Origin of the sequence: Streptomyces caeruleatus, from assembly GCF_001514235.1 — a bacterium.
Lineage (GTDB): Bacteria > Actinomycetota > Actinomycetes > Streptomycetales > Streptomycetaceae > Streptomyces > Streptomyces caeruleatus.
On the sequence record NZ_KQ948924.1, the window covers coordinates 619560 to 642964 of the forward strand.

The following is a 23405-nucleotide window of genomic DNA, read 5'->3' on the forward strand; positions in this document are numbered from 1 at the left end:
CCGTTCTGGACGGAGTTCCTGCGCGCCCTCGCCGACGTCGACCCGGACATGGCCGTGAACATCGAGCACGAGGACGCGGCCTACTCCCAGACGGAGGGCCTGGCGCTGGCCGCGAAGAACCTGCACAGCGGGGCGGCGGCCGCCCTCTGACCTGCCCTTTCCCGGAATCCCTTCCGCCTGGCAGAAGCCGCCTTGCGCGGCGGCCGCGGCCGTCAGGAACCTGAGTTCCACCACGGCACGCGGGGCGAGTGCGCCCCGCTCTCAGAGACGGGAACCTCTGCAATGCCCCACACGACCGCCTTCGCCCGGAACCAGTGGTACGTCGCCGCCTACAGCCACGAGGTGGGACGGGAACTGCTCGGCAGGACGATCCTCGGTGAGACCCTCGTGCTGTACCGCACGGAGGAGGGGACGCCGGTCGTCCTGCACGACCGCTGTGTGCACCGCCGGTACCCGCTGTCCGAGGCGCCGACGCGGCTCGACGGTGACCGGATCGTGTGCGGGTACCACGGGTTCACGTACGACACGACCGGTACGTGTGTGTACGTGCCGGGCCAGAAGCGTGTGCCGCGCACGGCCCGTGTCGCCTCCTACCCGGTCGTCGAGCAGGACTCCCTGATCTGGGTGTGGATCGGCGACCCGGCCCTCGCCGACCCGCAGGGCATCCCGCGGGCCAGGCACCTCGACTCCCCCGGCTGGGTCACCGTGCGCGGCATGGAGCCCATCGACTGCGACTACGGTCTCCTGGTCGACAACCTCCTCGACCTCTCCCACGAGACCTACCTCCACGGCGGCTACATCGGCACTCCCGAGGTCGCCGAGACTCCGATCACCACCGAGGTCGACGAGGGCGCCGGCATCGTCCGGGTGAGCCGGCACATGGACGACGCCGAGTGCCCGCCGTTCTACGCCAAGTCGACCGGCATCGAGGGCCGGATCACGCGCTGGCAGGACATCGAGTACCACGCGCCCTGCCTCTACCTGCTGCACAGCCGGATCGCCCCGGTCGGTGTACTGCCCGAGGCGGACGGCAGTGACCCGAACGGCTTCCACACGGAGATCACGTACGCCATCACCCCGTCCGGCGACGGCAAGGTGTACGACTTCTGGGCGGTCTCCCGGGACTGGGCGACCGACGACGCCGAGGTCACCGAGTTCCTGCGCGGCAACAACCACACCGTCGTCATGCAGGACGTCACCGCCCTCAACCTGCTGCAGCAGACCCTCGGCAGCGAGCGCACCGGTTACCAGGAGCTGAGCATCAACATCGACACCGGTGGCCTGGCCGCCCGCCGTATCCTCGCCCGGCTGGTCGAGGAGGGCGACAAGCCCGTGGAGAAGGTCCTGTGAGCGGCAGCCCCACCGGAGAGATCTACCGCATCGACTGGCTGCCGGGCACCGACATCCTGCACGGCACCTGTCACTGCGGACGCGAGCACACCTCCCAGGACCCGATCGAGATGTGGGAGTGGATGCTGGCCCACCCCCAGGGACACCAGCCGCAGGGACACCAGCTGCAGGGACACCAGCCGCAGGGACACCAGCCGCAGGGATACGAACCGCAAGGACACAGCTCATGACCGTGTACGAGACCGAACTCGTCGTGGCGACCAGGAAGTTGGCGGCCGACGGCGTGCTCGCCCTCACCCTGCGCCATCCCCTGGGCGAGGAGCTCCCGGCGTGGGAGCCGGGCGCGCACATCGACGTCGTTCTCGGTCCGGAGCTGGAGCGGCAGTACTCGCTGTGCGGCGATCCGGCGGACCGCTCGGCGTGGCGGATCGCCGTGCTGCGGGAGCCGGACGGGCGGGGCGGATCCGCCCATGTGCACGAGCAGTTGGGGCAGGGCGACAAGGTGCGGGTCCGCGGGCCGCGCAACCACTTCGCCCTGCGGCCGGCGCCCCGCTACCGCTTCATCGCGGGTGGCATCGGCATCACGCCGATCCTGCCGATGCTGGCGGCGGCGGAGGCGGCGGGCGCGGAGTGGAGCCTGCTGTACGGCGGGCGGTCCCGCAACTCCATGGCGTTCACCGAGGAGTTGAGCCGCTACGGCGGCGAGCGCGTCACCGTCGCGCCGCAGGACGAGACCGGCCTGCTCGACCTCGCCTCGGCGCTCGACGACGTCCCCGAGGGCACCCTCGTCTACTGCTGCGGACCCGGGCCGCTGCTCGACGCGGTGGAGGCGCGCTGCCCGGCCGGGCTGCTGCAGGTGGAGCGGTTCGCGCCGAAGGAGCGGGAGGGCGGCGAGAACACGGAGTTCGAGGTCGAGCTCGCGCAGAGCGGCCGGACGGTGAGCGTGCCCGCGGACGTGTCCGTGCTCGACGCCGTGCGCGCCGCGGGCGTCGAGGTGCTCTTCTCCTGCACCGAGGGCACCTGCGGGACCTGCGAGACCGACGTCCTCGACGGCACCCCGGACCATCGGGACTCCGTGCTCACGGCCGAGGAGCAGGAGAGCGGCGAGACGATGATGATCTGCGTGTCCCGCTGCCGTGGGAAGCGGCTCGTGCTGGACCTGTGATCCTGAGGTCGGCCTCGATCCGGGCCACCGCCGCGAGCAGATGCGGCAGCAGGTCGGCACGGATCGAGTCCACCGAGGTACGGCCGGCGTGCACCGCGATGTTCACGCCGGCCACCACCTCGCCGTCCGGTTCCCGCACCGGGGCGGCCACCGACCGGAGCCCTTCCTCCAACTCCTGGTCGACGACGGCGTATCCCTGCCGCCGGACCCGCCCGAGTTCCGCCCGCAGCGCGTCCGGCGAGGTGATCGTGCGCGAGGTCAGCTGCTTCAACTCCGCCCTTTCCAGCAGGAGTTCGGACTCCTCCTGCGGCAGATGGGCGAGGATCACGCGGCCCACCGACGTCACGTACGCCGGGAACCGGGTCCCCACCGTGATGGCCGCCGTCATGATGCGCCGGGTCGGGACCCGCGCCACGTACACGATGTCCTCGCCGTCCAGGACGCACAGCGACGACGACTCCCGTACCTGCGCCACGAGTTGCTCCAGATGCGGCTCGGCGATCTGCGGCAGCGTGACGCTGGAGAGGTAGGAGTAGCCGAGCTCCAGTACGCGCGGGGTGAGGCGGAAGAGACGGCCGTCCTGGTGGACGTAGCCGAGGTCGACGAGGGTGAGCAGCAGACGGCGGGCGGCGGCGCGGGTCAGCTCGCAGGCCTGGGCGACCTCGCTGAGCGTGCGGGCGGGATGGTCGGCGTCGAAGGAGCGGATCACGGCGAGGCCGCGCTCGAAGGACTTCACGAAGTGCGGTGCGCGGTCTCCCGGAAGCATCGCCACCTCCAATAGTGTCAACAATATTGTCGGCGAACCCGACTCCCCGGCTCGGTTGAGACTTCTACCTTCCCGCCGAGCCTTTCCGCGCACTACTGTGCGCCTTGCGCACAACCTTTCGGAACACCGCTGCACCGTTGTCTGTACAGGAGGAGTCATGCGTCGTCTGTCGGCCGGTCTCACCGCCGGCGTCCTGCTGCTCGTCGCGACGGCCTGCGGCTCGTCCGACGACGGTTCGTCGGACACGGACGCGTCGTCCGGCGGGGTCACCACCGTCAAGGTCGGACTCATCCCGATCGTCGATGTCGCGCCGCTGTATCTCGGCCAGAAGCAGGGGTTCTTCGAAAAGCGGGGCCTGAAGCTGGAGTTCACCACCGCGCAGGGCGGTGCGGCGATCGTGCCGGGTGTGGCGAGCGGGCAGTTCCAGTTCGGGTTCAGCAATGTGACGTCCCTGATGGTCGCCCAGTCCAACGGCGTCCCGGTGAAGGCCGTCGCCAACGGCATCGCCTCGACCGGCGTGGCGGGCAAGGACTTCGGCGCCCTCATGGTCAAGAAGGGCAGCGAGCTCAAGTCCGCCAAGCAGCTGGAGGGCAAGAAGGTCGCCATCAACACGCTGAAGAACATCAACGAGACCGCCGTCCGCGAGTCCGTGCGCAAGGCCGGCGGCGATCCGGACGAGGTGGACTTCGTCGAGCTGGCCTTCGACCAGATGCCGGCCGCCCTCGACCAGGGCCAGATCGACGCCGCCATGGTCGTGGAGCCGGCGACCGCCACCATCAGGAGCCAGGGCGGCGTGGAGATCGCCTCGCCCCTGGTGGACGTCGCCCCGAACCTCACCGTGGCCATGTACTTCGCGTCCACGCAGTACGCGCAGCAGAACCCGGAGGTGGTGAAGAAGTTCCAGGACGCCACCGCCGAGTCCCTCGCCTACGCCGACGCCCACCCGGACGAGGCTCGCCAGATCATCACGACGTACACGAAGATCCCGGCGGACGTGCTGGCCAAGGTCACCCTGCCGAAGTGGCCGGCCGAGGCGAACCGGTCCTCCATCGAGGCCCTGATGAAGCTCGGCGAGACGGACGGCCTCTTCAAGAAGACGCCCGACCTGGACGCGCTCCTGCCGTGAGGGGCCAGAACGTCGCACTCGGTGCGGCCGGGCTCACGGCCTTCCTCGCCCTGGGCGAGGCGGCGCCGCGGCTCGGCCTGGTCAAGGAGGCCTACGTCCCGCCGACCAGCCGGATCGCCGAAGCGCTCGTGGACGAGGCCGCCGACACCGCCTTCTGGAGCGCGCTCGGCGACACGCTGACCGGCTGGGCGCTGGGCCTCGCCCTCGCGGTCTGCGCCGGCGTCGTCGTGGGCGTGGCCGTCTCGGTCGTGCCGTATCTGCGCGAGGCGACGGCGTCCACGATCGAGTTCCTGCGCCCCATCCCCTCCGTGGCGCTGATCCCGCTGGCGGTGCTGCTCTACGGCACCGAACTGAAGTCGGTGCTCCTGCTGGTGGTGTACGCCTCCTTCTGGCAGGTGCTGATCCAGACCCTGTACGGCGTCCAGGACGTCGACCCGGTCGCCGAGGAGACGGCACGCAGTTACGGCCTCGGCACCTGGGCGCGCGTCCGCCATGTGCTGTGGCCGACGGCCCTGCCGTACGTCATGACCGGCGTGCGGCTGGCCGCGGCGGTGGCGCTGATCCTCGCGATCACCGCCGAACTCGTCATCGGCGCCCCGGGGTTGGGCCGGCAGATCGCGGTCGCGCAGACCTCGCAGGCCGTGCCGGAGATGTACGCGCTGATCGTGGTCGCCGGGCTGCTGGGGCTGCTCATCAACGTCGGCGCGCGGACGGTGGAGCGGCGGGCGCTGGCGTGGCACCAGTCGGTGCGCGGAGAGGTGGCGGTGTGATCGGACGCCTGCTGCTGAGACTGCTCTTCGTCGTCGCGCTGCCCGCGGTGCTGGTCGCCGTGTGGTGGGCGGCATCGGACGGCAGCACGGACCCGTTCTGGCCGCCGCTGCGGACGATCCTCGACACCTTCCCGGACGTCTGGACGGTTGACCGGCTGCGCACGGACGTCGTACCGAGCCTCCTGCGGCTCCTGGGCGGCTACACACTGGCCGCCCTGGCCGGAGTCGCGCTCGGCACGGTCATCGGCTCCTGTCGCACGGTGCGTGCGGTCTGCGAGCCGGTCCTGGAGTTCCTGCGGGCCGTTCCGCCGCCCGTGCTGGTCCCGGTCATCATGCTGTTCGCGGGCATCGGCGACACGATGAAGATCGTCGTCATCGCGAGCGGCTGCGTCTGGCCGATCCTGCTCAACACCGTGGAGGGCGTGCGCGCGGTCGACTCGGTGATGCTGGAGACCGCCCGCTCCTACGGTGTCACCGGCCTCGCCCGACTGCGCCATCTGGTGCTGCGCTCGGCGAGCCCGCAGATCTTCGCCGGACTGCGCCAGGCCCTCTCCATCGGCATCATCCTCATGGTCATCAGCGAGATGTTCGCCGCGAACAACGGCATCGGCTTCACCGTCGTCCAGTTCCAGCGCAGCTTCGCCGTCCCCGACATGTGGACCGGCATCCTCGTCCTCGGTCTGCTCGGCTTCCTGCTGTCCGTCGTCTTCCAACTGGTCGAGCGCCGGGTGCTCGGCTGGTACCGCGGCCTGCGCGCGACCACCCGGCGGTCCTGAGTGAACTGAAGTGAAGGGGCGGGTCATGCTCGACGTACGCGGCCTGAAGAAGGTCTACGAGGGTTCCGGACGGCGCGTGGAGGCGGTGCGCGACCTCACCTTCACCGTCGACGCGGGGGAACTGGTCTGTCTCGTCGGCCCGTCGGGCTGCGGCAAGACGACCCTGCTGAAGTGCATGGGCGGGCTGCTCACCCCGACGAGCGGCGAAGTCCTGCTGGAGGGGCGGCAGGTGAACGGTCCGCCGCCCGGGATGGCGTTCGTCTTCCAGGAGTACGGCCGCAGCCTGTTCCCCTGGATGCGGGTCGGCGAGAACGTGGAACTCCCCTTGAAGCAGAAGGACTTGAGCAAGGCACGACGCAGGGAGCTGGTGCGTGACGCGCTGGATTCGGTGGGGCTGACGGACGCCGTGGGGGCGTATCCGTGGCAGCTGTCCGGCGGCATGCAGCAGCGGGTCGCCATCGCCCGAGCGCTCGCCTACGAGCCCCGGGTGCTGCTGATGGACGAGCCGTTCGCGGCCGTGGACGCGCAGACGCGGGCCGATCTGGAGGACCTGGTCCGGGGGCTGTGGCGGGAACGCGGCATCACGATCCTGTTCGTCACCCACGACATCGACGAGGCCGTGTACCTGGGCGAGCGGGTGCTCGTCCTGTCCGCATCCCCCACCGTCGTCCAGGAACAGCTGAAGGTCGACCTGCCGGCCGAGCGCGACCAGCTGCACACCCGCGTCGACCCGCGCTTCACCGAGCTGCGCACCCATGTGTACGAGCAGATCCAGGCGGCGAAGCGCGGGGGGACCGATGCCGGTCCCCCCAGGAAGAGCGTCACGTGAGATACGCCGTTATGGGGCCGAGGGCCTGCATCCGGTGGCGGTGGCCGGCCGGCCCGTTGTCCGGGTTGGAGTCGACGCGCTCGGTGACCTCGCCGATGACCGCGAAGTCCCTGATGTGGACGTTGCCGGCCGAGCTCGACTGGTCGATGAAGCGGGAGGTGCGCACGACGGAGTGCCAGTGGCCCGCGCCCTGGAGGGTGACGTTCTGGACGCCGTTGAGGGAGGACGTCAGCTTGTACTCCCCCGGCGGGATCCATACGACGCCGCCCCGCGCCGAGGCGATGGCGTCCCGGAAGGCCTGCGTGGAGTCGCCCTGACCGGTCGGGCCGGTGGCCTGCTCGAAGTCGGCGACGTCGACCGTGACCTGGACGCCGATCGCCACGACGGCGACCTTGTCCCCGGCCCGCACGTCGCGGCCGAGCAGCAGGCGGGCGTTGTCGTAGAAGTGACGGGTCCTGGCACCCGGGATCCACGGGGTGTCCACGTACGAGTACTTGGACGTCACCGGGATGGTCCGGTCCAGCCGGGTGCCGTTGACGTACACGTTCAGCGAGCCGGACTGGCCGTCGGGGACGCTGTAGGCGACGTTCACCGCGTTGGCCGCGTGCGGCACGGGCCGCGCGGGCGCGCCGGGTGCCCGGGGCGAGGTCGGTCGGGGTGCCGAAAGCCTTGGCCGGACGGGGCGCCGTCGACGACCTGAACGCCGACGGTGCCCCGTTCAGTTCTCGGGGGCCGGCACCACGCGCAGATGTGCGGCGCCGCGGCGCACCGCACGCGCCCTGGGCCGGTCGCGGCGCACCTCGCGCAGCACCAGCGTGAGCCGGGTGTACCCCATCTCCCGCAGGGTGCGGGGCGTCTCGTCGACGACCCGGCAGTCGGTGGCGCCCCAGCGCGGATCCGGGTGCAGCAGCGGACGTACGGCACCGTCCTGGGCGACCGCCCGCTCGCCGACCGCCCGGATCCAGTGCGGCAGGCCCTGCCGGTAGGCGGCCTCCATGAGGGGGTCCTGGGCGATCTCCCGGCGGATCGCCTGGAGCCCGTGGTCATGGCCGTGCGACTCCACGGCGGCGGCGAAGTGGGCCAGCATCGGCAGGCACCAGCCGGACTCGTGGTCGCCGAGGACCGTGCTCGCGTCCGGGTGGAAGAGCACGAACCGGAGGAAGTTGTCGTCGGGCATCGCCGTCGGATGCGGGCCCACGCCGCGGAAAAGTGACGCGAAAGCGGTGTTCGCCAGAACGACGTCCCAGCGGTGGTCGACGACGACGGACGGGAAGGGCACGGCCTCCACGAGGGTGGCGTAGTCCCGTAGGTACGCCTCGGCCTCGGGCCGCTCGGGGACGGACCGCGGTACGGACCGCTGTCCACCTGCCTGATATGCCATCGGGAGGTCACCCCTCTTGCCTATGCGGCCTTCACGCGGCGCCTTGATCCTGCTGCCCACGCCGGAGCCGTGTCAACTATCGTGGCATTTCGTGCCGGTTGACGGCTGAAATTGGACACAGTTGTGGCGAGACCTGGATGTGAGTTCGAACTACCCGGTAATCTCCGTCGAGTTCACGGCAACCGCTTGTGAGAAGCCTGTGAGAGACCTGGGAGATCTGTAGGTGACGGATGGCATCGAGGGTCCGGGCGCCACGCCGACGGCTGAGCTGCCGGCCGTCGTCGCTCGTGTCACCGCGCTCGCCGACCGGCTCGGCGTGCCGCACGCGGAGGTCTTCGACGCCGGCCGTCTGTCCGTCGCCTCCGGCGTCCCGGTGCCCGTGGTCAAGGCCCTGCTGAGCGGGCACCCCGCGGGTGAGCCCGATGTCCAGGCCCGGTTCCTCCAGCGCCTCGACCTCCTGCGGCGCACCCGCCTCAAGCCGAACGGCCGCAAGTACACCCAGCAGGAGATCGCCGACGGCGCGGCCATGTCACGGCAGCAGGCGGGCGCCCTGATCAACGGCGACCGGCGCCCCACCATGGAGCACTGCGACGCCATCCAGCGTTTCTTCCGCGTCCACGCCGGATTCCTCACGGCCGAGGACCCCGAGGCGCTCGCGGGCGCGCTCCAGCGCACCGAGCAGGACCTGCTCCAGAAGCTCGCCGAGCGCGAGGCGGCCCAGGCCGCCGAGGACCCGCTGGAGAGACTCCTCCAGGACCACGGTGTGCGCGGTATCGCGTGGCGGGCCGCCCAACTGCCCACCGACCAGCATCGCGACAAGGTCGCCGAGTGGCTGGACATGCTCCTGGAGAGCGTCAAGCGGCCCGAGTCGTGATCCGGGGAGAACGGGAGACCAGTGGGCATCGGTAGGGAAATGCGCCGCCTGAGCGGCGAGTTGGTCGCGGAGCTGGCGCTTTCGGCGCCCGCGCCGCCGGAGAAGCTGTACCGCGCACTGTGTGACGCGATGAGCAGACGCCGCGGCCGCCCCGTCCACTTCCGTACGGCCGCCTTCCCGCCCGGTACCGCCAGCGGGCTGTGGCTCGACATGGCCGACCAGGACCTCGTGGTGATCGAGGAACGCACCGCGCCCGACCACCAGCTGGTGATCCTCGGCCACGAGCTGTGGCACATGAAGGCCGGCCACGGCCGCCACAGCGTCGAGGGCGCCACCGTGGCGGCCCGGCTCCTGGACGACGACGCCGACTTACGGTCGACGGTGCTGAAGGTCGCCGCCCGCGACCACTTCGACCAGGCCGAGGAGAAGGAGGCCGAGAGCTTCGGCCTGCTGCTCGCCAGCAAGTGCCGTACCTGGCTGGCGGTTTCCTCGGCACGCGGACAGCGTGACCACCTGGCCGGGCGGATCGAGGCGTCACTGGGCTACCTGGGGCCACAGGGCTGACCCACCGCCCTGTTGAGGGCCGATTGTCAGTGGTGGACGGCAAGCTGGTGGTACGCCCTCATGTGCGGGGCGTGACGCGATGACGCCGACCCGGGGAGAGCCGACCGATGCCCACCGCCGTACTGACCGACCACGAGCGCACCGCCGTCCAGGCCTATCTGCGGCTGTTGCACACCGTTCGGGCCGCGTTCGACGCTCCTCCCGGGGGCAGCCGACCACCCCTCGTGCCGCCCACTGTCCTCGCCGAGGCGGAACAGGCCCTGGCGGACGCGGGACTGACGGGCAACGAGGAGGAGTTCTTCCGGATGCTCGGGAGCTGGTGCCCGGCGGAGCCGTAGCGGACCGCGCGCCCGGCCCGCGGGGGCTCAGGTGTGCGGCACGCTCACCGCTGTCGCCACCAGCCCCCGCTGGACGGTCCACCGGCCCTCGAACCGGTCGAGCCGCCGGTCGCCGACCCAGGGGCCCGGCACGAGAAGCCGGGCACTGAAGCCGCCTCGCTGTTCACCGGGGTCGGTGAGGATCTCGATGTCGGCCTCGGTGAAGTCCAGCCACTTCCCGGTGAGCGGGAACCACGCCTTGTAGACGGATTCCTTGGCGCTGAAGAGCAGCCGGTCCCAGTGGATACCGGGATTCTCGCCGGACAGCCGGCGCAGCCGCTCCGCCTCGGCGGGCAGGGAGACGGCGGGCAGGACACCGTCCGGGAGGGTCTGGTGGGGTTCGGCGTCGATGCCGAGTGAGGCCAGATCGGCGGCGCGGACCAGTGCGGCCGCGCAGTAGCCGTCGCAGTGGGTCATGCTGCCGGTCAGGCCCGCCGGCCAGGTCGGGGCGCCGCGTTCGCCGGGCAGGATCGGCTGGGGCGGCACGCCGAGCTTGTCCATGGCGCGGCGCGCACAGGAGCGGACGACGGCGAACTCCCGACGCCGTTTGCCGACCGCCCGGGCGACGACCGCCTCCTCCTCCGGGTACAGGGCCGTGTTCGCGGGCTCCTCGTCGCCGTACGCCTCGACGGTGACGACCGAGGCCGGCAGCAGTTCCTCGATCAACGGGTCCCGTCCTCCCTGGGCAGAATCCGGCGCAGCCGTCCGGGCGGGTCCGGTCGCTTGCGCCACTCGCGGGGGTAGCCCACCGACACCTCCTCGAAGCGGACGCCCTCGTGCCAGGTGGTCCGCGGGATGTGCAGGTGGCCGTAGACCATGGTCTCGACCCGGAACCTGCGGTGCCAGTCCGCGGTGAGCCGGGTGCCGCACCACATGGCGAACTCGGGGTACCACAGCACGTCGGTGGGATGCCGGTCCAGCGGGTAGTGGTTGACGAGGACGGTAGGCAGGTCCTCGGGCAGGGCGGCGAGCCGGCGCCCGGTCTCGGCGACCCTGGCCTCGCACCAGGCCTCGCGGGACGGGTACGGGTCGGGATGCAGCAGGTACTCGTCATTGCACACGATCCCGGTGCCGTGGGCGTAGGTCAGCCCCTCCTCCTTGGTGGTGCAGCCGGAGGGCAGGAACGAGTAGTCGTACAGCAGGAACAGCGGGGCCACGGCGACCGGGCCGCCGGGGCCGTCCCAGACGGGGTAGGGGTCCTCGGGGGTCGTCACGCCGAGTTCCCGGCACATCTCGACCAGGTGCTCGTAGCGGGCGACGCCGCGCAGGGTGACGGTGTCCTTGGGGTGGGTCCACAGTTCGTGGTTGCCGGGTGCCCAGACGACCTTGCGGAAGCGGCCGGCGAGCGTCTTCAGCGCCCAGCGGACGTCGGCCACGGTCTCCGCGACGTCACCGGCGACGAGCAGCCAGTCGTCGTCGGAGTCCGGCCGCATCTTCTCCACGAGGGCGCGGTTCTCCTCGTAGCCGATATGCAGGTCACTGATGGCCAGCAGTTGTCCGGCACCGCCGACCGTCGACGTCACCCCTCGCCCCTTTCGATCAACGAATGACATTACGAGAACACAGGATGTGTTCACCGTACAAGAGGGACACGCGTCGCCCGGGCAGGGGCGGCCCGGGGCGGGCGGGACGGTCAGGAATGATCCGCAATTCCGTAACACGTACGTTGCACGCGGCACCCTTTGAAAGCCGTATGATCGCCCCAACACCACCGCCGGAACTTCCCTTCGCAAGGGGCGGTTTGGTGTCCCTCCAACCACCCTGCCCGGGCACGGGCCCGCTTCGCCCTGCCCGCGACCCCGAAAGGACGGCCCTGCATGGTCTCTCGCGTACGCGTCTGGCTCAACCGCACGTACGCGGAGAACGTGTTCTTCATGGATCAGCTGCGGAGAAATCCCAGCGACCGGGCCGTCGAGATCCATGCGACGCACGGGGACGCCGACTCGCCCGTGCTGGCCGCCGCCGACACCGCCGAACTGGAGCCGGAGGGCCTGTCCCCGGCCGCTTACGTCGAGTACGCGCTCGCCCAGTGCCGGCGCCGGGGGATCGACGTGTTCGTGCCGCGGCTGCACCAGTCGGCGATCGTGGCGCACCGCGCGGAGTTCGCGGCGGTCGGTACGGCTTTGCTGGCGCCGCCGCCGGAGGCTGTGGCGGTCTTCCAGGACAAGGTGATCGCGTACGAGGCCGTGCAGGCCATCGGGGTGCCGGTGCCGCCGTGGTGGCGGGTCCGGGACGCCGACGAACTGGTCGCCGCGGTTGAGGAGTTGGAGGCGGGCGGGTACAAGGCCTGCTTCAAGCCGGCGTCCGGTGCGGGCGGGGTGGGCTTCCGTGTGATCACGCGCGCCCCCTTCTCGCTCGTGCACCTCAGCGGGTTCCCGACCCCGTATGTGCAGCTGGACCTTGTCGTGGACGCGTTGCGGCGGGCCGACGAGCCGGTGGACTGGCTGGTCATGCCGCGGCTTGAGCAGCCCGAGGTGTCGGTGGACTGCCTCACCGGTCCCGACAACCGGGTGCGGCTGGCGATCGGCCGGATCAAGAACGGCCGGCGTCGTGGGTTCACGCTCCAGGAGCAGTGGCTGGAGCCGGCGCGGCTGATCGCGGAGGGGTTCGGGCTGCACTATCTGTCCAACATCCAGTTCCGGATGTTCGGCGAGACGCCGGTGCTGATGGATGTGAACACGCGGCCCGCCGGGGGCCTGCACCAGCTGTCGCTGTGCGGGGTCAACGTGCCTTGGCTGGCTGTGCAGTTGGCGCTCGGCGAGGATCCGGGTGAGGTGGCTCCGCCGTTCCTGGGGCAGGACTACACGGTGGTCTCCGGGCCGCGGCCGCTGCGGCCGGTGTCCATTCCGCAGCAGCGGGCCGAGGTCGAGGGGCCGCTGCTGCCGGCGGTGCCGGCTCCGGCGCCGGTCGACTCCGTCGAGAGCGGGGCGGCTCAGGCACTGCCGCTGTAGAAACTCCGGTATGGACCAATCCCGGTGTCATGTCTTGACACCGGGATTGGTCCATACCAACTTGGTCTGCGCAGCTCTCTGCACCTCTCTGCACCGCTCGGCATTTCGTGCACTCCCGAACACCCCACATTCCCCAGGGAGATCGCGTGCGCAACCAACCCCTCGGACGGCTCAGACGCCGTCTTCTCGCTCTGCTCGGCTCCACCGCCCTCGCGGTCACCGGAGCCGTCGCGCTTCCCGGCACGGCCCACGCGGCCAACCTCCTGAACAACTCCGGATTCGAGTCGGGCGCGCTCGGGCCGTGGTCCTGCGGCGGCAACCTCGGCTCGGTCACCTCCTCCCCCGTGCACGCCGGGTCCAAGGCCCTCGCGGGAGCGGTGAGTTCGAGCGACATCGCCCAGTGCGCCCAGACCGTCCCGGTCCAGCCGAACACGACGTACTCGCTCAGCGGCTGGGTGCGCGGGTCGTACGTCTACCTCGGTGTGAGCGGCGGCGCGTCCACCTGGACGTCGTCGCCGTCGGCGTACAGCAAGCTCAGCGTGGCTTTCACCACCGGGGCCTCCCAGACCAGCGCCACCGTCTACGTCCACGGCTGGTACGCCCAGGGCACCTACTACGCCGACGACATCAGCCTCGACGGCCCCGGCGGGGACGGTCCGGACAGTCAGGCGCCGTCCACGCCGGGCAGCCTGCGGTCCACCGGCAAGACGTCGTCGAGCGTGTCGCTGGCGTGGAACGCCTCGTCGGACAACATCGGCGTGACGGCGTACGACATCTACCGTGGCTCCAGTCACGTGCTCAGCGTGTCCGGGACGAGCGCCACGGTCAGCGGGCTGTCGCCGAGCACGGGTTACTCCTTCACGGTGAAGGCGCGGGACGCGGCCGGGAACGTCTCGGCGGCGTCGAACGCCGTGAGCGTCACGACGGACGCGGGCGGCGGTGGCGGCACCGGCTTCAAGCAGGCCGCGCCCTATCTGTACCTGGGCTGGGGCGATCCGCCGAGCGCCACGTCGGTGATGAGCGCGACCGGCGTCAAGTGGTACACGATGGCGTTCATCCTCTCCTCCGGCGGCTGCAACCCCGCCTGGGACGGGACGAGGCCGCTGACCGGCGGGAACGACCAGAGTGTCATCAACTCCATCCGTTCCGCCGGCGGTGACATCGTCCCGTCGATCGGCGGCTGGAGCGGCAACAAGCTCGGCCCGAACTGCTCCAGCGCCGAGGCGCTGGCCGGGGCGTACCAGAAGGTCGTCGACGCCTACGGGCTGAAGGCGATCGACGTCGACATCGAGAACACCGACGAGTTCGAGAACGCGACCGTGCAGGACCGGATCCTGAACGCCCTGAAGATCGTCAAGGCGAACAACCCGGGGCTGCGCACCATCGTCACCTTCGGCACCTCGACGACCGGCCCGAACTACTGGGGCAAGCGGCTCATCGAGCAGGCCAAGGCGCTGAACGCGGACATCGACGTCTTCACGATCATGCCGTTCGACTTCGGCGGCGGCGCCGACATGTACGGCAACACCGTGAACGCCACGGAGGGGCTGAAGACCAAGCTGAAGTCGACCTTCGGCTGGGACGACGCAACGGCCTACGCGCACATCGGCATCTCCGGCATGAACGGCCTGTCCGACCAGCAGGAACTCACCTCGCCCGCGACCTGGGCGCAGATCCGCGACTGGGCGAACTCCCGTCACCTCGCTCGTCTGGCGTTCTGGTCGGTCAACCGCGACCGGCCCTGCCCGGGCGGCGGCGTGACAAGCAACTGCTCCGGGATCAGTCAGGACAACTGGCAGTTCACGTCGATCACGGCCGGGTTCACCGGCTAGCGGCGACCGAGCCGAAAGAGCCGTCAGCAGACCCCCGCATCGGGAAGAATCGGCCGCGCTGAAGACGCGGCCCCGGTGCGGGGGTTGTCGTCGCTCGCGCTCCTTGTCGCCACCAGCCTCACTCTCACGGTGATGCTGAGAAGCGAGCAGGGGCCGCCGTCCGACCAGGCCGAGTTCCAGGCGAAGATCGTCGACGACCGCAGACAGCTCTTCGACGGGAGCCTGAGCTACCGGTCCCGGGTCTCGGCTCCGGTCGGCGAGTCCGTCACCTACTCGATCAAGCTCACGGCACTGGGCGAGGACGCCGCGCGGAGGGTGAATCCGGAGCGGGCCGCGGAGACCAGGGCGTTCCAGGTGGGCGGTGTGGAGGGTGCCTCGCTCACCTCGGCGAGCGGTCAGGTCCGGGTCGTCCGCCTCGCCGACACCAAGACGCGCCAGGTCATCGCCGAACCCGGGGACACCGTCGAATGGCGTTGGGGCCTGACCGCGAGCGAGCCGGGCTCCTACGACCTCGTGCTGAGCCTCACCACGTACCAAGGGGATTCGGACCGGGCGCTCGACACGCTCACCCCGCCCATCACTGTGCGCCTCCAGGTCGAGAACACCTGGTCGAACCGCGTCGACTCGATGCGGAACTGGCTGATCGCCCTCGGCGGTGTCGCCGCCGCGTTGCTGGCTCTCTACGCGTTCCGCGCTCCCCTCGCGGAGTTCGTACAGGCGCGCCGAGAGGCCCGGCGCGAGCGGGCCGGCGGGCGGGACGGGTATCTGTGACGTGGGTTCGCCAAAAGAATTGAGCGAGGGGTGTATCAGGGCGCGGACCGCGTGCTCATAAGAGTGAAAGGGAACGGGGGAACCCACGGGGATCGACGGGGGATCCACGAGGGGGCCATGGGGGGGGGAAGCACCACCACGGGGGATGTACGGGGGCTTCGGGTCGGCCGGCGCTGTCACGGGGGTGGCGGCCGGCCGGCCCGAAGGTGCGTTGTGGGGGCGTCAGAAGCGGCCCGCGCCGCGGTACAGCTCCAGTTCCCCTTCCAGTTCGACGGCGAGCACCGTGGCGTGTGGGTCGAGGTCGGCTCCGGTGGGCGGTTCGATCCAGAGGACGCCCGGTGTCTCGTGCAGGCCGCCGGTGACGCGGTGGGCCAGTTCGGTGCCGTTGCCGAGGACCGTGACCCGGCGTACCGAGCCGAGGAGTCCGCGTACGTTGATCTCGGCGCGCGGGGCGTCGAAGACGATCAGGTACAGGGTGCGGCGGTCCTTGGAGAGGGTGCTCGGGCCGTAGTGGTGGCCGGGCGGGAGGCCGCGCTCGGTGCCGTACACCGCCTCCGCGTGCTTGGCGATCCAGTCGCCGAGCCCCTCCAGGCGTTCGGCCTGCTCCCGCGGGATCGTGCCGTCCTCGCGCGGTCCGACGCTGAGCAGCAGGTTGCCACCGCCGCCGATCGTCTCCGTGAAGTAGCGGATCAGCTGGTCGACCGACTTGTGGTTGTGGTCGTGGTGTTGGTGGCCCCAGGAGTCGTTGATCGTCAGGCACAGCTCCCAGGGCCCCTCCGGCGGGATCACCGGGGCGCCCTGTTCCGGTGTCGCGTAGTCGCCCTCGCTGAGCATGCGGGCGTTGAAGACGACGTCCGGCACCTCGGAGCGGATCAGCGCGGCGAGTTCGGGGATGCGCCACTGCTCCTCGCTGCGGTCCCACTCGCCGTCGAACCACAGCAGGTCCGGCCGGTAGCGGGAGGTGAGTTCCCGGATCTGGCCGTCCCGGTAGGCGAGGAATCGTTCCCAGGCGTCCAGGTCCTCGTCCTCGGCCGCGACCTCCGAGTACCGGTTGTCCTCCAGCTCCGGCGGGCGGCCGGGCTTGCGGGTGGAGGCGTAGTCGGGGTGGCTCCAGTCGGAGTGCGAGTAGTAGAGGCCGACCTTGAGGCCCTGCTCGCGCAGGGCGTCCGCGTAACCGCCGATCAGGTCGCGGCCCACGTTCAGGTCGCCGTGGGCCGTGTCCCAGAGGGCCACGCCGTCGTGGTGCCGGCTGGTCAGCACGGCGTACCTGGCGCCGGCCCGCGCGAAGAGCTTCGCCCAGTCGCGCGGGTCGTAGCGGGCTGCGGTGAAGCGGTCGAACTGGGACATGTACCGGTCGTACGGGACGATGTCGTCGTAGAACGACCAGGACTCCTGCACGCCGTCCACGGCGTAGATGCCCCAGTGGATGAAGATCCCCAGCTTGGCGTCGGTGAACCAGGGTCGCATCGGCATGGGGTCAGCCCCTCCGCAGCCGGAGCGTCAGCACCTGGAAGGGCCGCAGGGACACCGCGACCCCGCTGTCCGAGATCTCGACGGTGTCGTCCAGCGGTCGCTCCAGCAGGTCGGTCACCTGGGCACCGGCCAGCGGGAACCCGGTCCGCAGCACGCCCTGGGCACGGGCGCCGCCGGACTCGTACAGCCGCACCACGACGTCACCGGAACCGTCGTCGGCGAGCTTGACCGCCTCGACCGTCACGCCCTGACCGTCGACCGAGACGACCGGCTCGGGCGCGCCGGCCGCGTCCGCCACCCGGAGCGGCAGGTTGAGGGAGTAGCCCTCGGCGACGGTGTCCTCGATGCTCGCGCCGGGCAGCAGCGAGTAGGTGAAGCGGTGCTTGCCCTGGTCGGCCTCCGGGTCCGGGATGCGCGGGGCGCGGACCAGGCTGAGCCGGACCGTGGTCGTCGTACCGCCGTCCTCGCGGACCGTACGGGAGACGTCGTGGCCGTAGGTGGAGTCGTTCAGCACCGCGACGCCGTAGCCCGGTTCGCCGACGTGCACCCAGCGGTGGCCGGAGACCTCGAAGCGGGCCGCCTCCCAGCTGGTGTTGGTGTGGGTGGGCCGCTGGATGTGGCCGAACTGGATCTCCGCGGAGGAGTGCGCGGCCCGGACGTCGACCGGGAAGGCGGCCTTGAGGATCTTCTCCGCCTCGTGCCAGTCGATCTCGGTCTCGAAGTCGATCCGGGGGCTGTCGGCGCGGAGCGTGATGGTCTGGGTGATCGTCGAGCCCTTGCCGAAGGCCCGGGTCACCCGGATCGCGCCCAGCAGCGGGTCCTCGGAGACGACCTCGATCGACGTGGGCTCCAGAAGATCCGTGTACCGGTTCTGGTAGTGCTTGTCGATGTCCCAGGCGTCCCAGTAGTTCGGGAGGTCGGTGTGCAGCCGGAGCAGGTTGCCCTTGTCGCCCAGGACTTCACGCCCGACGCGCAGGTCGAGGACCGAGGACAGGGTGCCGTCCTGCGCCACCTCCACGCGCACCAGGCCGTTGTCGAGGACCCGGCCCTCGGTCCGCACGGACCGGGCGGGCCGCGCGTCCGTCAGTGGCGCGCTGCCACTCGCGGGCACCTTCACGTACGCCGGGGCCCCCGGTGCCGTACGGACCACCTCGGCCCGGTCGAACGGGCTGGTGTTGAAGACGCGGGTGTCTCCGGCGCCCAGCGCCGCGACCGCCTCGGCCGTCAGTGCCTCCAGCTCCTCGGCGACACGGGCGTATTCGGCCTCCGCCTCGCGGTGCACCCAGGCGATCGACGAGCCCGGCAGGATGTCGTGGAACTGGTGCAGCAGGACCGTCTTCCACAGCCGGTCGAGCTTCTCGTACGGGTAGGAGTAGCCCGGCGCGTGCAGCGCGGCCGTCGTCGCCCACAGCTCGGCCTCGCGGAGCCGGTGCTCGGAGCGGCGGTTGCCCTGCTTGGTGCGGGCCTGGGAGGTGTAGGTGGCGCGGTGCAGCTCCAGGTAGAGCTCGCCGACCCAGACCGGGGCGTCCGGGTACTCCTCGCGGGCCTGGGCGAAGAACTCGTCCGGGTGCTCGACGACGACCTTGGGCGAGCCCTCCAGGTCGGCGAGCCGACGCGCACGCTCCATGATCTCGCGGGTGGGGCCGCCGCCGCCGTCGCCCCAGCCGAAGGGCGCGAGGGAACGCGTGCCGCCGCCCTTCTCGGAGTAGTTGCGGACCGCGCGGTCCATCTCCTCGCCGCTGAAGCGGGCGTTGTAGGTGTCGACCGGCGGGAAGTGGGTGAAGATGCGGGTGCCGTCGATGCCCTCCCACCAGAAGGTGTGGTGGGGGAACTTGTTGGTCTGGTTCCAGGAGATCTTCTGGGTCAGGAACCAGTCGTTGCCGGCGAGCTTGGCGAGCTGCGGGTAGGCGGCGGTGTAGCCGAAGGAGTCGGGCAGCCAGACGCCCTTGGTCTCGACTCCGAAGTGCTCGATGAAGAACCGCTTGCCGTGGATCAGCTGGCGGGCGATGGCCTCGCCGCCGGGCAGGTTGCCGTCGGCCTCGACCCACATGCCGCCGACGGGCGCCCACTGGCCCTTCTTCACGGACTCCTGGATGCGGGCCCACACGTGCGGGTAGTTGTCGCGCACCCACTCGTACTGCTGGGCCTGCGAGCAGGCGAAGATGAAGTCGTCGTACTCGTCCGCGAGGGACGTGACATTGGAGAAGGTGCGGGACGTCTTGCGCTTGGTCTCGCGGATCGGCCAGAGCCAGGCCGAGTCGATGTGGGCGTGGCCGACACCGGAGACCGTGTGCGCGCTGGCGTGCGCGGGGCGGGCCAGGACGGGGGCGAGCACCTCGCGTACGGCGGCCGCGCTGCCGGAGACGTCGTCGAGGTCGAGGGCGTCCATGGCCCGGTCGAGGGCGTGCATGATCTCGTGGCGGCGCGGCTCGTGCTCGCCGAGGTGGACCATGAGCTCGCTCAGCACCTGGATGTCGAGGTCGAGGTGCCAGACCTCCTCGTCGAGGACGGCGATGTCGGCGCGCTGGAAGGTGTAGAGGGGCTTGTCGCCGGCCGTGAGGACGTCGCCGAGCGGGGTCGTCTTCGAGAAGTTGTCGGCCAGGATGTCCGGGTTGGAGGCGGCCTCGACCAGGTAGTCGATCTCCTCGCCGCCCGCGACCGGGTTGCCGATCGGCACGTACTGGTTGAGCGGGTTGACCGCCTTCAGGGGCCGGCCGTCGGGCAGGTGGACCAGGGCCTCGGCCTGGTTGCCGGGCCAGTCCCCCACGAAGCCGAGGTCGATGACCGCCTCGACGCGCCGTCCGGCCCACTCGGCGGGCACCCGGCCGCGCATCCGGAACCAGGTCGTGCCCCAGGGCGGGCCCCACGGGGTGTCCATCGCGAAGGGCGTGTAGGGGGCGGCCGCCGCCTCCTCGAAGGAGACCGGCTCACCCGGCGCCTGCCAGGCCTCGACCTCGAAGGGGACGGTTGCCGCGTAGATCGCGGGCTTGATGCGCTGGTTGTGGACGCGCTCGACGCGTTCCTCGATCCGGCGGCGTTCGTCGTGCATCAGGGTCTCCAGGGAGGGAGAGAACGGAGGGGAAGCGAGGGGTGAGGGAGGAGGCGAAAGAGCAGGCTAGGGGGCTGTAAGCGCTTTCCGCCGTACGCGCTATCTAAGGTACGCGAGGCCGGGATGGACCCCGGTGTAGCCGTCCACCAGCCTGCGGGCGACGTTGACTGAGTCGACCAGCGGGTGCAGGGCGAAGGCCTTGACCGCCGTCGTACGGGAGCCGGACCCGGCGGCGGCCAGCACCTCGCGCTCGACCGCCTTGACCGAGCAGACGAGACCGGTGGCGTGGTCGGGCAGCGGGGCGACGGCGACCGGGTGGGCGCCGTTGGCGTCGACCAGGCAGGGCACCTCGATCACGGCGTCGGAGTCGAGCACCGACAGCGTGTTCCGGTTGCGGACGTTGAGGATCAGGGTCGTGCGTTCGTCGCGGGCGATGGCCCGCATCAGGGCCAGCGCGACCTTCTCGTAGCCGCCGGAGAGGTCGTCGGCGTCGCGTTCGCCGGCGCCGGCCGTCTCCCGGTTCTCGGACATGTAGGTGGCCTCGCGCTCGGCGCGGGTGCGGTCCCAGATCTCCAGCGCGGAGGCGTCCGACCGCTCGACCTCGCGGTAGAAGTGCGCCTGCTGGTCGGCGAGGAACGCGCCGCGGGTCTTGTCGGCCTGCTGGTAGGCGCGGACGGCCTCGCGGTTGAAGTAGTAGTAGTGCAGGTATTCGTTGGGGATGGCGCCGAGTGACTGGAGCCAGTCGACGCCGAAGAGCTTGCCCTCCTCGAAGGAGCCGAGCAGGTCGGGGTCGGCGAGCAGACGCGGCAGTTCGTCACGGCCGGCGACGCGCAGGCCGCGCACCCAGCCGAGGTGGTTGAGGCCGACGTAGTCGATCCACGCCTCGCCGGGGTTCTTGACGCCGAGCACCCGGGCGATACGGCGGCCGAGGCCTACCGGTGAGTCGCAGATGCCGATGACGCGGTCGCCGAGGTGGCGGGACATGGCCTCGGTGACCAGGCCCGCCGGGTTGGTGAAGTTGATGACCCAGGCGTCGGGGGCGAGGCGGGCGACCCGCTGGGCGATGTCGACGGCGACCGGGACCGTGCGCAGGCCGTAGGCGATGCCGCCCGCACCGACCGTCTCCTGGCCGAGGACGCCCTCGGCGAGCGCGACCCGCTCGTCGTTGGCCCGGCCTTCGAGGCCGCCGACGCGGATCGCCGAGAAGACGAAGTCGGCGCCGCGCAGCGCCTCGTCCAGGTCGGTCGTGGCGGTCACCCCGGGCGCGTCCGGCACCCCGGCCGCCTGCTCAGCGAGGACACGGGTCACGGCGGCGAGCCGCCCGGCGTCCAGGTCGTGCAGCACGACCTGGGTGACCCGGCCCTCGGCGCGGTCCGTCAGGAGCGCCCCGTACACGAGCGGCACGCGGAATCCGCCGCCGCCCAGAATCGTCAGTCTCACTCTTGCACCTTTCCTGCCACGACCACCTCGACGCCCGCCTCCTCCAGGGAGGACCGGGTCGCCGCGTCGACCGGCGCGTTCGTCACCACCACGTCCAGGTCGTCCGGACCACACACCTTCGCCATCCCCGTACCCGGGAACTTCGCCGCGTCGGCGAGCAGGACGACCTTGTCACCGGCCTTGATCATGGCCCGCTTGACCGGCACCTCGACGACCGTCGTGTCCATCACCTGACCGCCGGGCCGCACTCCACTGGTGCCCAGGAACAGCCAGTCTGCATGCAACTGGCGCAGATTGTCCTCGGTGAGGAAGCCGACCAGGGAGCGGTACTCGCGGCGGACCATGCCGCCGAGCAGCACCAGCTCGATGCCCTCGTCGTCGGCGAGCTCCTCGTAGACCACCAGGTTGCTGGTGATCACGGTGAGGCGGCGGCCGTGCAGCTGGCGGGCCAGCCGGAAGGCGGTGGTGCCGATGTCGAGCAGCACCGACTGACCGTCTTTGATCATCGAGGCGGCGCGCGCGGCTATGGCGTCCTTCTCGGGCACGCGCATCTCCGCGACCTCGGCGAAGGGCTGGTCGCCCTCCTCCACGACCGCGCCGCCGTGCACCCGCGTGAGCAGGCCGTCCTCCTCGAGTTTGACCAGGTCACGCCTGATCGTGGCCGGGCTCACACCCAGCTGCTCGGAGAGATCGGTCACGGCCGCGGGGCCTCCGGCGCGCAGGGCCCGCAGGATGAGTTGGTGTCGTCGTTCTGCCAGCACGACGTGAACACTACTCGTCATCTTCAATCATCGCCATGCTCATTTCTGCTCGGGTATTGACCAATCTCTTCGATCGGCGCACGATTCCGGTCACCGAAATGAAGAGTTTTGACGAGAGGACCCAGCCGTGGACGATGACCGGCCCGATGTGCTGCTGACCGGGCTGCTCTTCTACGACCTCGTCCTCACGGGGCTCGGGAAGCCGCCCACCTTGGGCGAGGAGATCTGGACCGGCGGCATGGGCTGCGGCCCGGGCGGCATCGCCAACCTCGCGGTCGCCGCCGCCCGCTTCGGTCTGCGTACCTCACTGGCCACGGTGTTCGGCGACGACCTCTACGGCGAGTACTGCCGGGACGTCCTGTGCGACCAGGAGGACATCGACCTCTCGCTCTCCCGCACGGCGGACGGCTGGCCCACCCCGGTCACCGTCTCCCTCGCCTACGGCCACGACCGGGCCCTCGTCACCCACGGCCAGGAACCCCCGTACTCGCAGGACGCGCTGATGGGCGACCCGCCCGAGGCGCGCACGGCCCTCGTGCACATCGAGGCCGAACCCCGCGCCTGGCTGGCCAAGGCAGCCGCGAACGGCACCCGCATCTACGCCGACGTCGGCTGGGACCCCACCCAGCAGTGGTCCACCGACCTCCTCGAACAGCTCCGCCTGTGCCACGCCTTCCTCCCCAACGAGACCGAGGCGATGGCCTACACCCGCACCGACAGCGCGGTCGCGGCCCTCGGCACGCTCAGCGAACTGGTGCCGGTCGCCGTGGTGACCCGCGGCGGGGACGGCGCCGTCGCGGTCGACCAGACGACCGGCGAGTACGCGGAGGTGCCCGCCCTGCCCGTCGACGTCCTCGACGCGACCGGCGCCGGTGACGTGTTCGGGGCGAGCTTCGTCGCGGCCTCGCTCGGCGGCTGGTCCCTGGAGGAACGGCTCAGGTTCGCCGTCCTGGCCGCCGGCCTGTCGGTCGGGCGGCACGGCGGGGCGCTGGCCGCCCCCGGCTGGTACGGCGTCGACCGCTGGTGGCGCTCCCTGACCGACCCCGAGCTGAAGCGGACGTACGGATTCCTTGCGGACCGGCTCCCCGACGACCCGGGGCCGCCCGTCGCGTACGCCCCGGTGACCCCGCCCGCGCGGCAGAACTGACCG

Annotated in this window: 22 protein-coding genes and 1 pseudogene; 14 read left to right on the forward strand and 9 right to left on the reverse strand. The window is 70.7% G+C overall.

The features are described 5' to 3' along the window. Positions 1-282: 282 nt before the first annotated feature. Genes AQJ67_RS02785 through AQJ67_RS02795 form a run of 3 tightly spaced genes read left to right on the forward strand, consistent with a single transcriptional unit; the run spans position 283 to position 2515 of the window. Positions 283-1350 (forward strand): aromatic ring-hydroxylating dioxygenase subunit alpha, encoded by a 1068-nt coding sequence (locus AQJ67_RS02785; protein WP_062716334.1) that lies wholly within the window; start codon positions 283-285, stop codon positions 1348-1350. Next, a complete protein-coding gene (locus tag AQJ67_RS02790; RefSeq protein ID WP_062716335.1) occupies positions 1347-1580 on the forward strand; it encodes a hypothetical protein in 234 nt (77 codons plus the stop codon). The genes AQJ67_RS02785 and AQJ67_RS02790 overlap by 4 nt, the downstream gene beginning before the upstream one ends. Continuing rightward, complete coding sequence (locus AQJ67_RS02795; protein ID WP_062716336.1) at positions 1577-2515, forward strand: PDR/VanB family oxidoreductase; 939 nt, start codon at positions 1577-1579, stop codon at positions 2513-2515. The genes AQJ67_RS02790 and AQJ67_RS02795 overlap by 4 nt, the downstream gene beginning before the upstream one ends. On the opposite strand, the gene AQJ67_RS02800 is transcribed toward AQJ67_RS02795, so the two are convergent. After that, entirely contained in the window at positions 2430-3281 is an 852-nt protein-coding gene (locus AQJ67_RS02800; protein ID WP_062716337.1) for an IclR family transcriptional regulator domain-containing protein, read from the reverse strand. The genes AQJ67_RS02795 and AQJ67_RS02800 overlap by 86 nt on opposite strands. 157 nt (positions 3282-3438) lie before the next feature. Between AQJ67_RS02800 and AQJ67_RS02805 the strand changes: the two genes are divergently transcribed. Genes AQJ67_RS02805 through AQJ67_RS02820 form a run of 4 tightly spaced genes read left to right on the forward strand, consistent with a single transcriptional unit; the run spans position 3439 to position 6782 of the window. Then, entirely contained in the window at positions 3439-4407 is a 969-nt protein-coding gene (locus AQJ67_RS02805) for an ABC transporter substrate-binding protein (protein WP_062716338.1), read from the forward strand. Then, positions 4404-5177, forward strand: coding sequence for an ABC transporter permease (locus AQJ67_RS02810; protein WP_062716339.1), 774 nt, complete (start codon positions 4404-4406; stop codon positions 5175-5177). The genes AQJ67_RS02805 and AQJ67_RS02810 overlap by 4 nt, the downstream gene beginning before the upstream one ends. After that, complete coding sequence (locus AQJ67_RS02815; protein WP_062716772.1) at positions 5177-5953, forward strand: ABC transporter permease; 777 nt, start codon at positions 5177-5179, stop codon at positions 5951-5953. Before AQJ67_RS02810 ends, AQJ67_RS02815 begins: the two co-directional genes overlap by 1 nt. Positions 5954-5978: 25 nt before the next feature. Next, positions 5979-6782: an ABC transporter ATP-binding protein gene (locus AQJ67_RS02820; protein WP_062716340.1), complete on the forward strand. Its 804-nt coding sequence runs from the start codon at positions 5979-5981 to the stop codon at positions 6780-6782. 55 nt (positions 6783-6837) lie between these two features. Here AQJ67_RS02820 and AQJ67_RS02825 read toward each other — a convergent pair. Together AQJ67_RS02825 and AQJ67_RS02830 are read right to left on the reverse strand one after the other, a co-directional pair. Further along, positions 6838-7395 (reverse strand): annotated as a pseudogene (locus AQJ67_RS02825) (glycosyl hydrolase family 28-related protein); the annotation flags it as partial. A gap of 105 nt (positions 7396-7500) precedes the next feature. Continuing rightward, on the reverse strand, positions 7501-8163 hold the full coding sequence (locus AQJ67_RS02830; protein WP_062716342.1) for an MmyB family transcriptional regulator: 663 nt from the start codon (positions 8161-8163) through the stop codon (positions 7501-7503). Positions 8164-8386: 223 nt separating this feature from the next. Between AQJ67_RS02830 and AQJ67_RS02835 the strand changes: the two genes are divergently transcribed. The 3 genes from AQJ67_RS02835 (at position 8387) to AQJ67_RS02845 (ending at position 9939) form a co-directional block, all read left to right on the forward strand. Then, positions 8387-9037, forward strand: coding sequence for a helix-turn-helix domain-containing protein (locus AQJ67_RS02835; RefSeq protein ID WP_062716343.1), 651 nt, complete (start codon positions 8387-8389; stop codon positions 9035-9037). A 39-nt stretch (positions 9038-9076) separates the two neighbouring features. Continuing rightward, positions 9077-9601: a hypothetical protein gene (locus AQJ67_RS02840; RefSeq protein WP_062716344.1), complete on the forward strand. Its 525-nt coding sequence runs from the start codon at positions 9077-9079 to the stop codon at positions 9599-9601. Positions 9602-9708: 107 nt separating this feature from the next. Then, positions 9709-9939, forward strand: a complete 231-nt coding sequence (locus tag AQJ67_RS02845; protein ID WP_062716345.1) for a hypothetical protein — start codon at positions 9709-9711, stop codon at positions 9937-9939. 27 nt (positions 9940-9966) lie between these two features. On the opposite strand, the gene AQJ67_RS02850 is transcribed toward AQJ67_RS02845, so the two are convergent. Continuing rightward, the gene (locus AQJ67_RS02850) at positions 9967-10644 is read right to left on the reverse strand and encodes a 4'-phosphopantetheinyl transferase family protein (RefSeq protein WP_062716346.1); all 678 of its coding nucleotides are present in this window, start codon (positions 10642-10644) and stop codon (positions 9967-9969) included. Next, positions 10641-11501, reverse strand: coding sequence for a metallophosphoesterase family protein (locus AQJ67_RS02855; RefSeq protein ID WP_062716347.1), 861 nt, complete (start codon positions 11499-11501; stop codon positions 10641-10643). Before AQJ67_RS02855 ends, AQJ67_RS02850 begins: the two co-directional genes overlap by 4 nt. A gap of 294 nt (positions 11502-11795) precedes the next feature. Here AQJ67_RS02855 and AQJ67_RS02860 point away from each other — a divergent pair, with 294 nt between their 5' ends. The 3 genes from AQJ67_RS02860 to AQJ67_RS02870 all read left to right on the forward strand — a co-directional run bounded on the left by AQJ67_RS02860 (position 11796) and on the right by AQJ67_RS02870 (position 15532). Further along, positions 11796-12929, forward strand: coding sequence for an ATP-grasp domain-containing protein (locus tag AQJ67_RS02860; protein ID WP_062716348.1), 1134 nt, complete (start codon positions 11796-11798; stop codon positions 12927-12929). A 146-nt stretch (positions 12930-13075) separates the two neighbouring features. After that, on the forward strand, positions 13076-14761 hold the full coding sequence (locus AQJ67_RS02865; protein WP_062716349.1) for a carbohydrate binding domain-containing protein: 1686 nt from the start codon (positions 13076-13078) through the stop codon (positions 14759-14761). A gap of 132 nt (positions 14762-14893) precedes the next feature. Then, positions 14894-15532, forward strand: a complete 639-nt coding sequence (locus AQJ67_RS02870) for a hypothetical protein (protein ID WP_159058704.1) — start codon at positions 14894-14896, stop codon at positions 15530-15532. Positions 15533-15754: 222 nt separating this feature from the next. On the opposite strand, the gene AQJ67_RS02875 is transcribed toward AQJ67_RS02870, so the two are convergent. The 4 genes from AQJ67_RS02875 to AQJ67_RS02890 all read right to left on the reverse strand — a co-directional run bounded on the left by AQJ67_RS02875 (position 15755) and on the right by AQJ67_RS02890 (position 22255). Next, positions 15755-17005: an alpha-L-fucosidase gene (locus AQJ67_RS02875; RefSeq protein ID WP_062716351.1), complete on the reverse strand. Its 1251-nt coding sequence runs from the start codon at positions 17003-17005 to the stop codon at positions 15755-15757. A gap of 4 nt (positions 17006-17009) precedes the next feature. Beyond that, positions 17010-20054 (reverse strand): alpha-mannosidase, encoded by a 3045-nt coding sequence (locus AQJ67_RS02880; RefSeq protein ID WP_062716352.1) that lies wholly within the window; start codon positions 20052-20054, stop codon positions 17010-17012. Between the two features lie 99 nt (positions 20055-20153). Continuing rightward, positions 20154-21494 (reverse strand): 6-phospho-beta-glucosidase, encoded by a 1341-nt coding sequence (locus AQJ67_RS02885; RefSeq protein WP_062716353.1) that lies wholly within the window; start codon positions 21492-21494, stop codon positions 20154-20156. Next, positions 21491-22255 (reverse strand): DeoR/GlpR family DNA-binding transcription regulator, encoded by a 765-nt coding sequence (locus AQJ67_RS02890; protein ID WP_062716354.1) that lies wholly within the window; start codon positions 22253-22255, stop codon positions 21491-21493. Before AQJ67_RS02890 ends, AQJ67_RS02885 begins: the two co-directional genes overlap by 4 nt. A 127-nt stretch (positions 22256-22382) precedes the next feature. On the opposite strand from AQJ67_RS02890, the gene AQJ67_RS02895 reads away from it, so the two are divergent. Next, the gene (locus tag AQJ67_RS02895) at positions 22383-23402 is read left to right on the forward strand and encodes a carbohydrate kinase family protein (protein WP_062716355.1); all 1020 of its coding nucleotides are present in this window, start codon (positions 22383-22385) and stop codon (positions 23400-23402) included. Positions 23403-23405: the final 3 nt, after the last annotated feature.

Coding starts and splice junctions, on each gene's coding strand:
- AQJ67_RS02820 (WP_062716340.1), top strand. CDS start 5,979: ATGCTCGACGTACGCGGCCTGAAGAAGGTCTACGAGGGTTCCGGACGG.
- AQJ67_RS02785 (WP_062716334.1), top strand. CDS start 283: ATGCCCCACACGACCGCCTTCGCCCGGAACCAGTGGTACGTCGCCGCC.
- AQJ67_RS02830 (WP_062716342.1), bottom strand. CDS start 8,163: ATGGCATATCAGGCAGGTGGACAGCGGTCCGTACCGCGGTCCGTCCCC.
- AQJ67_RS02840 (WP_062716344.1), top strand. CDS start 9,077: ATGCGCCGCCTGAGCGGCGAGTTGGTCGCGGAGCTGGCGCTTTCGGCG.
- AQJ67_RS02845 (WP_062716345.1), top strand. CDS start 9,709: ATGCCCACCGCCGTACTGACCGACCACGAGCGCACCGCCGTCCAGGCC.
- AQJ67_RS02860 (WP_062716348.1), top strand. CDS start 11,796: ATGGTCTCTCGCGTACGCGTCTGGCTCAACCGCACGTACGCGGAGAAC.
- AQJ67_RS02800 (WP_062716337.1), bottom strand. CDS start 3,281: ATGCTTCCGGGAGACCGCGCACCGCACTTCGTGAAGTCCTTCGAGCGC.
- AQJ67_RS02875 (WP_062716351.1), bottom strand. CDS start 17,005: ATGCCGATGCGACCCTGGTTCACCGACGCCAAGCTGGGGATCTTCATC.
- AQJ67_RS02880 (WP_062716352.1), bottom strand. CDS start 20,054: ATGCACGACGAACGCCGCCGGATCGAGGAACGCGTCGAGCGCGTCCAC.
- AQJ67_RS02795 (WP_062716336.1), top strand. CDS start 1,577: ATGACCGTGTACGAGACCGAACTCGTCGTGGCGACCAGGAAGTTGGCG.
- AQJ67_RS02870 (WP_159058704.1), top strand. CDS start 14,894: ATGCTGAGAAGCGAGCAGGGGCCGCCGTCCGACCAGGCCGAGTTCCAG.
- AQJ67_RS02805 (WP_062716338.1), top strand. CDS start 3,439: ATGCGTCGTCTGTCGGCCGGTCTCACCGCCGGCGTCCTGCTGCTCGTC.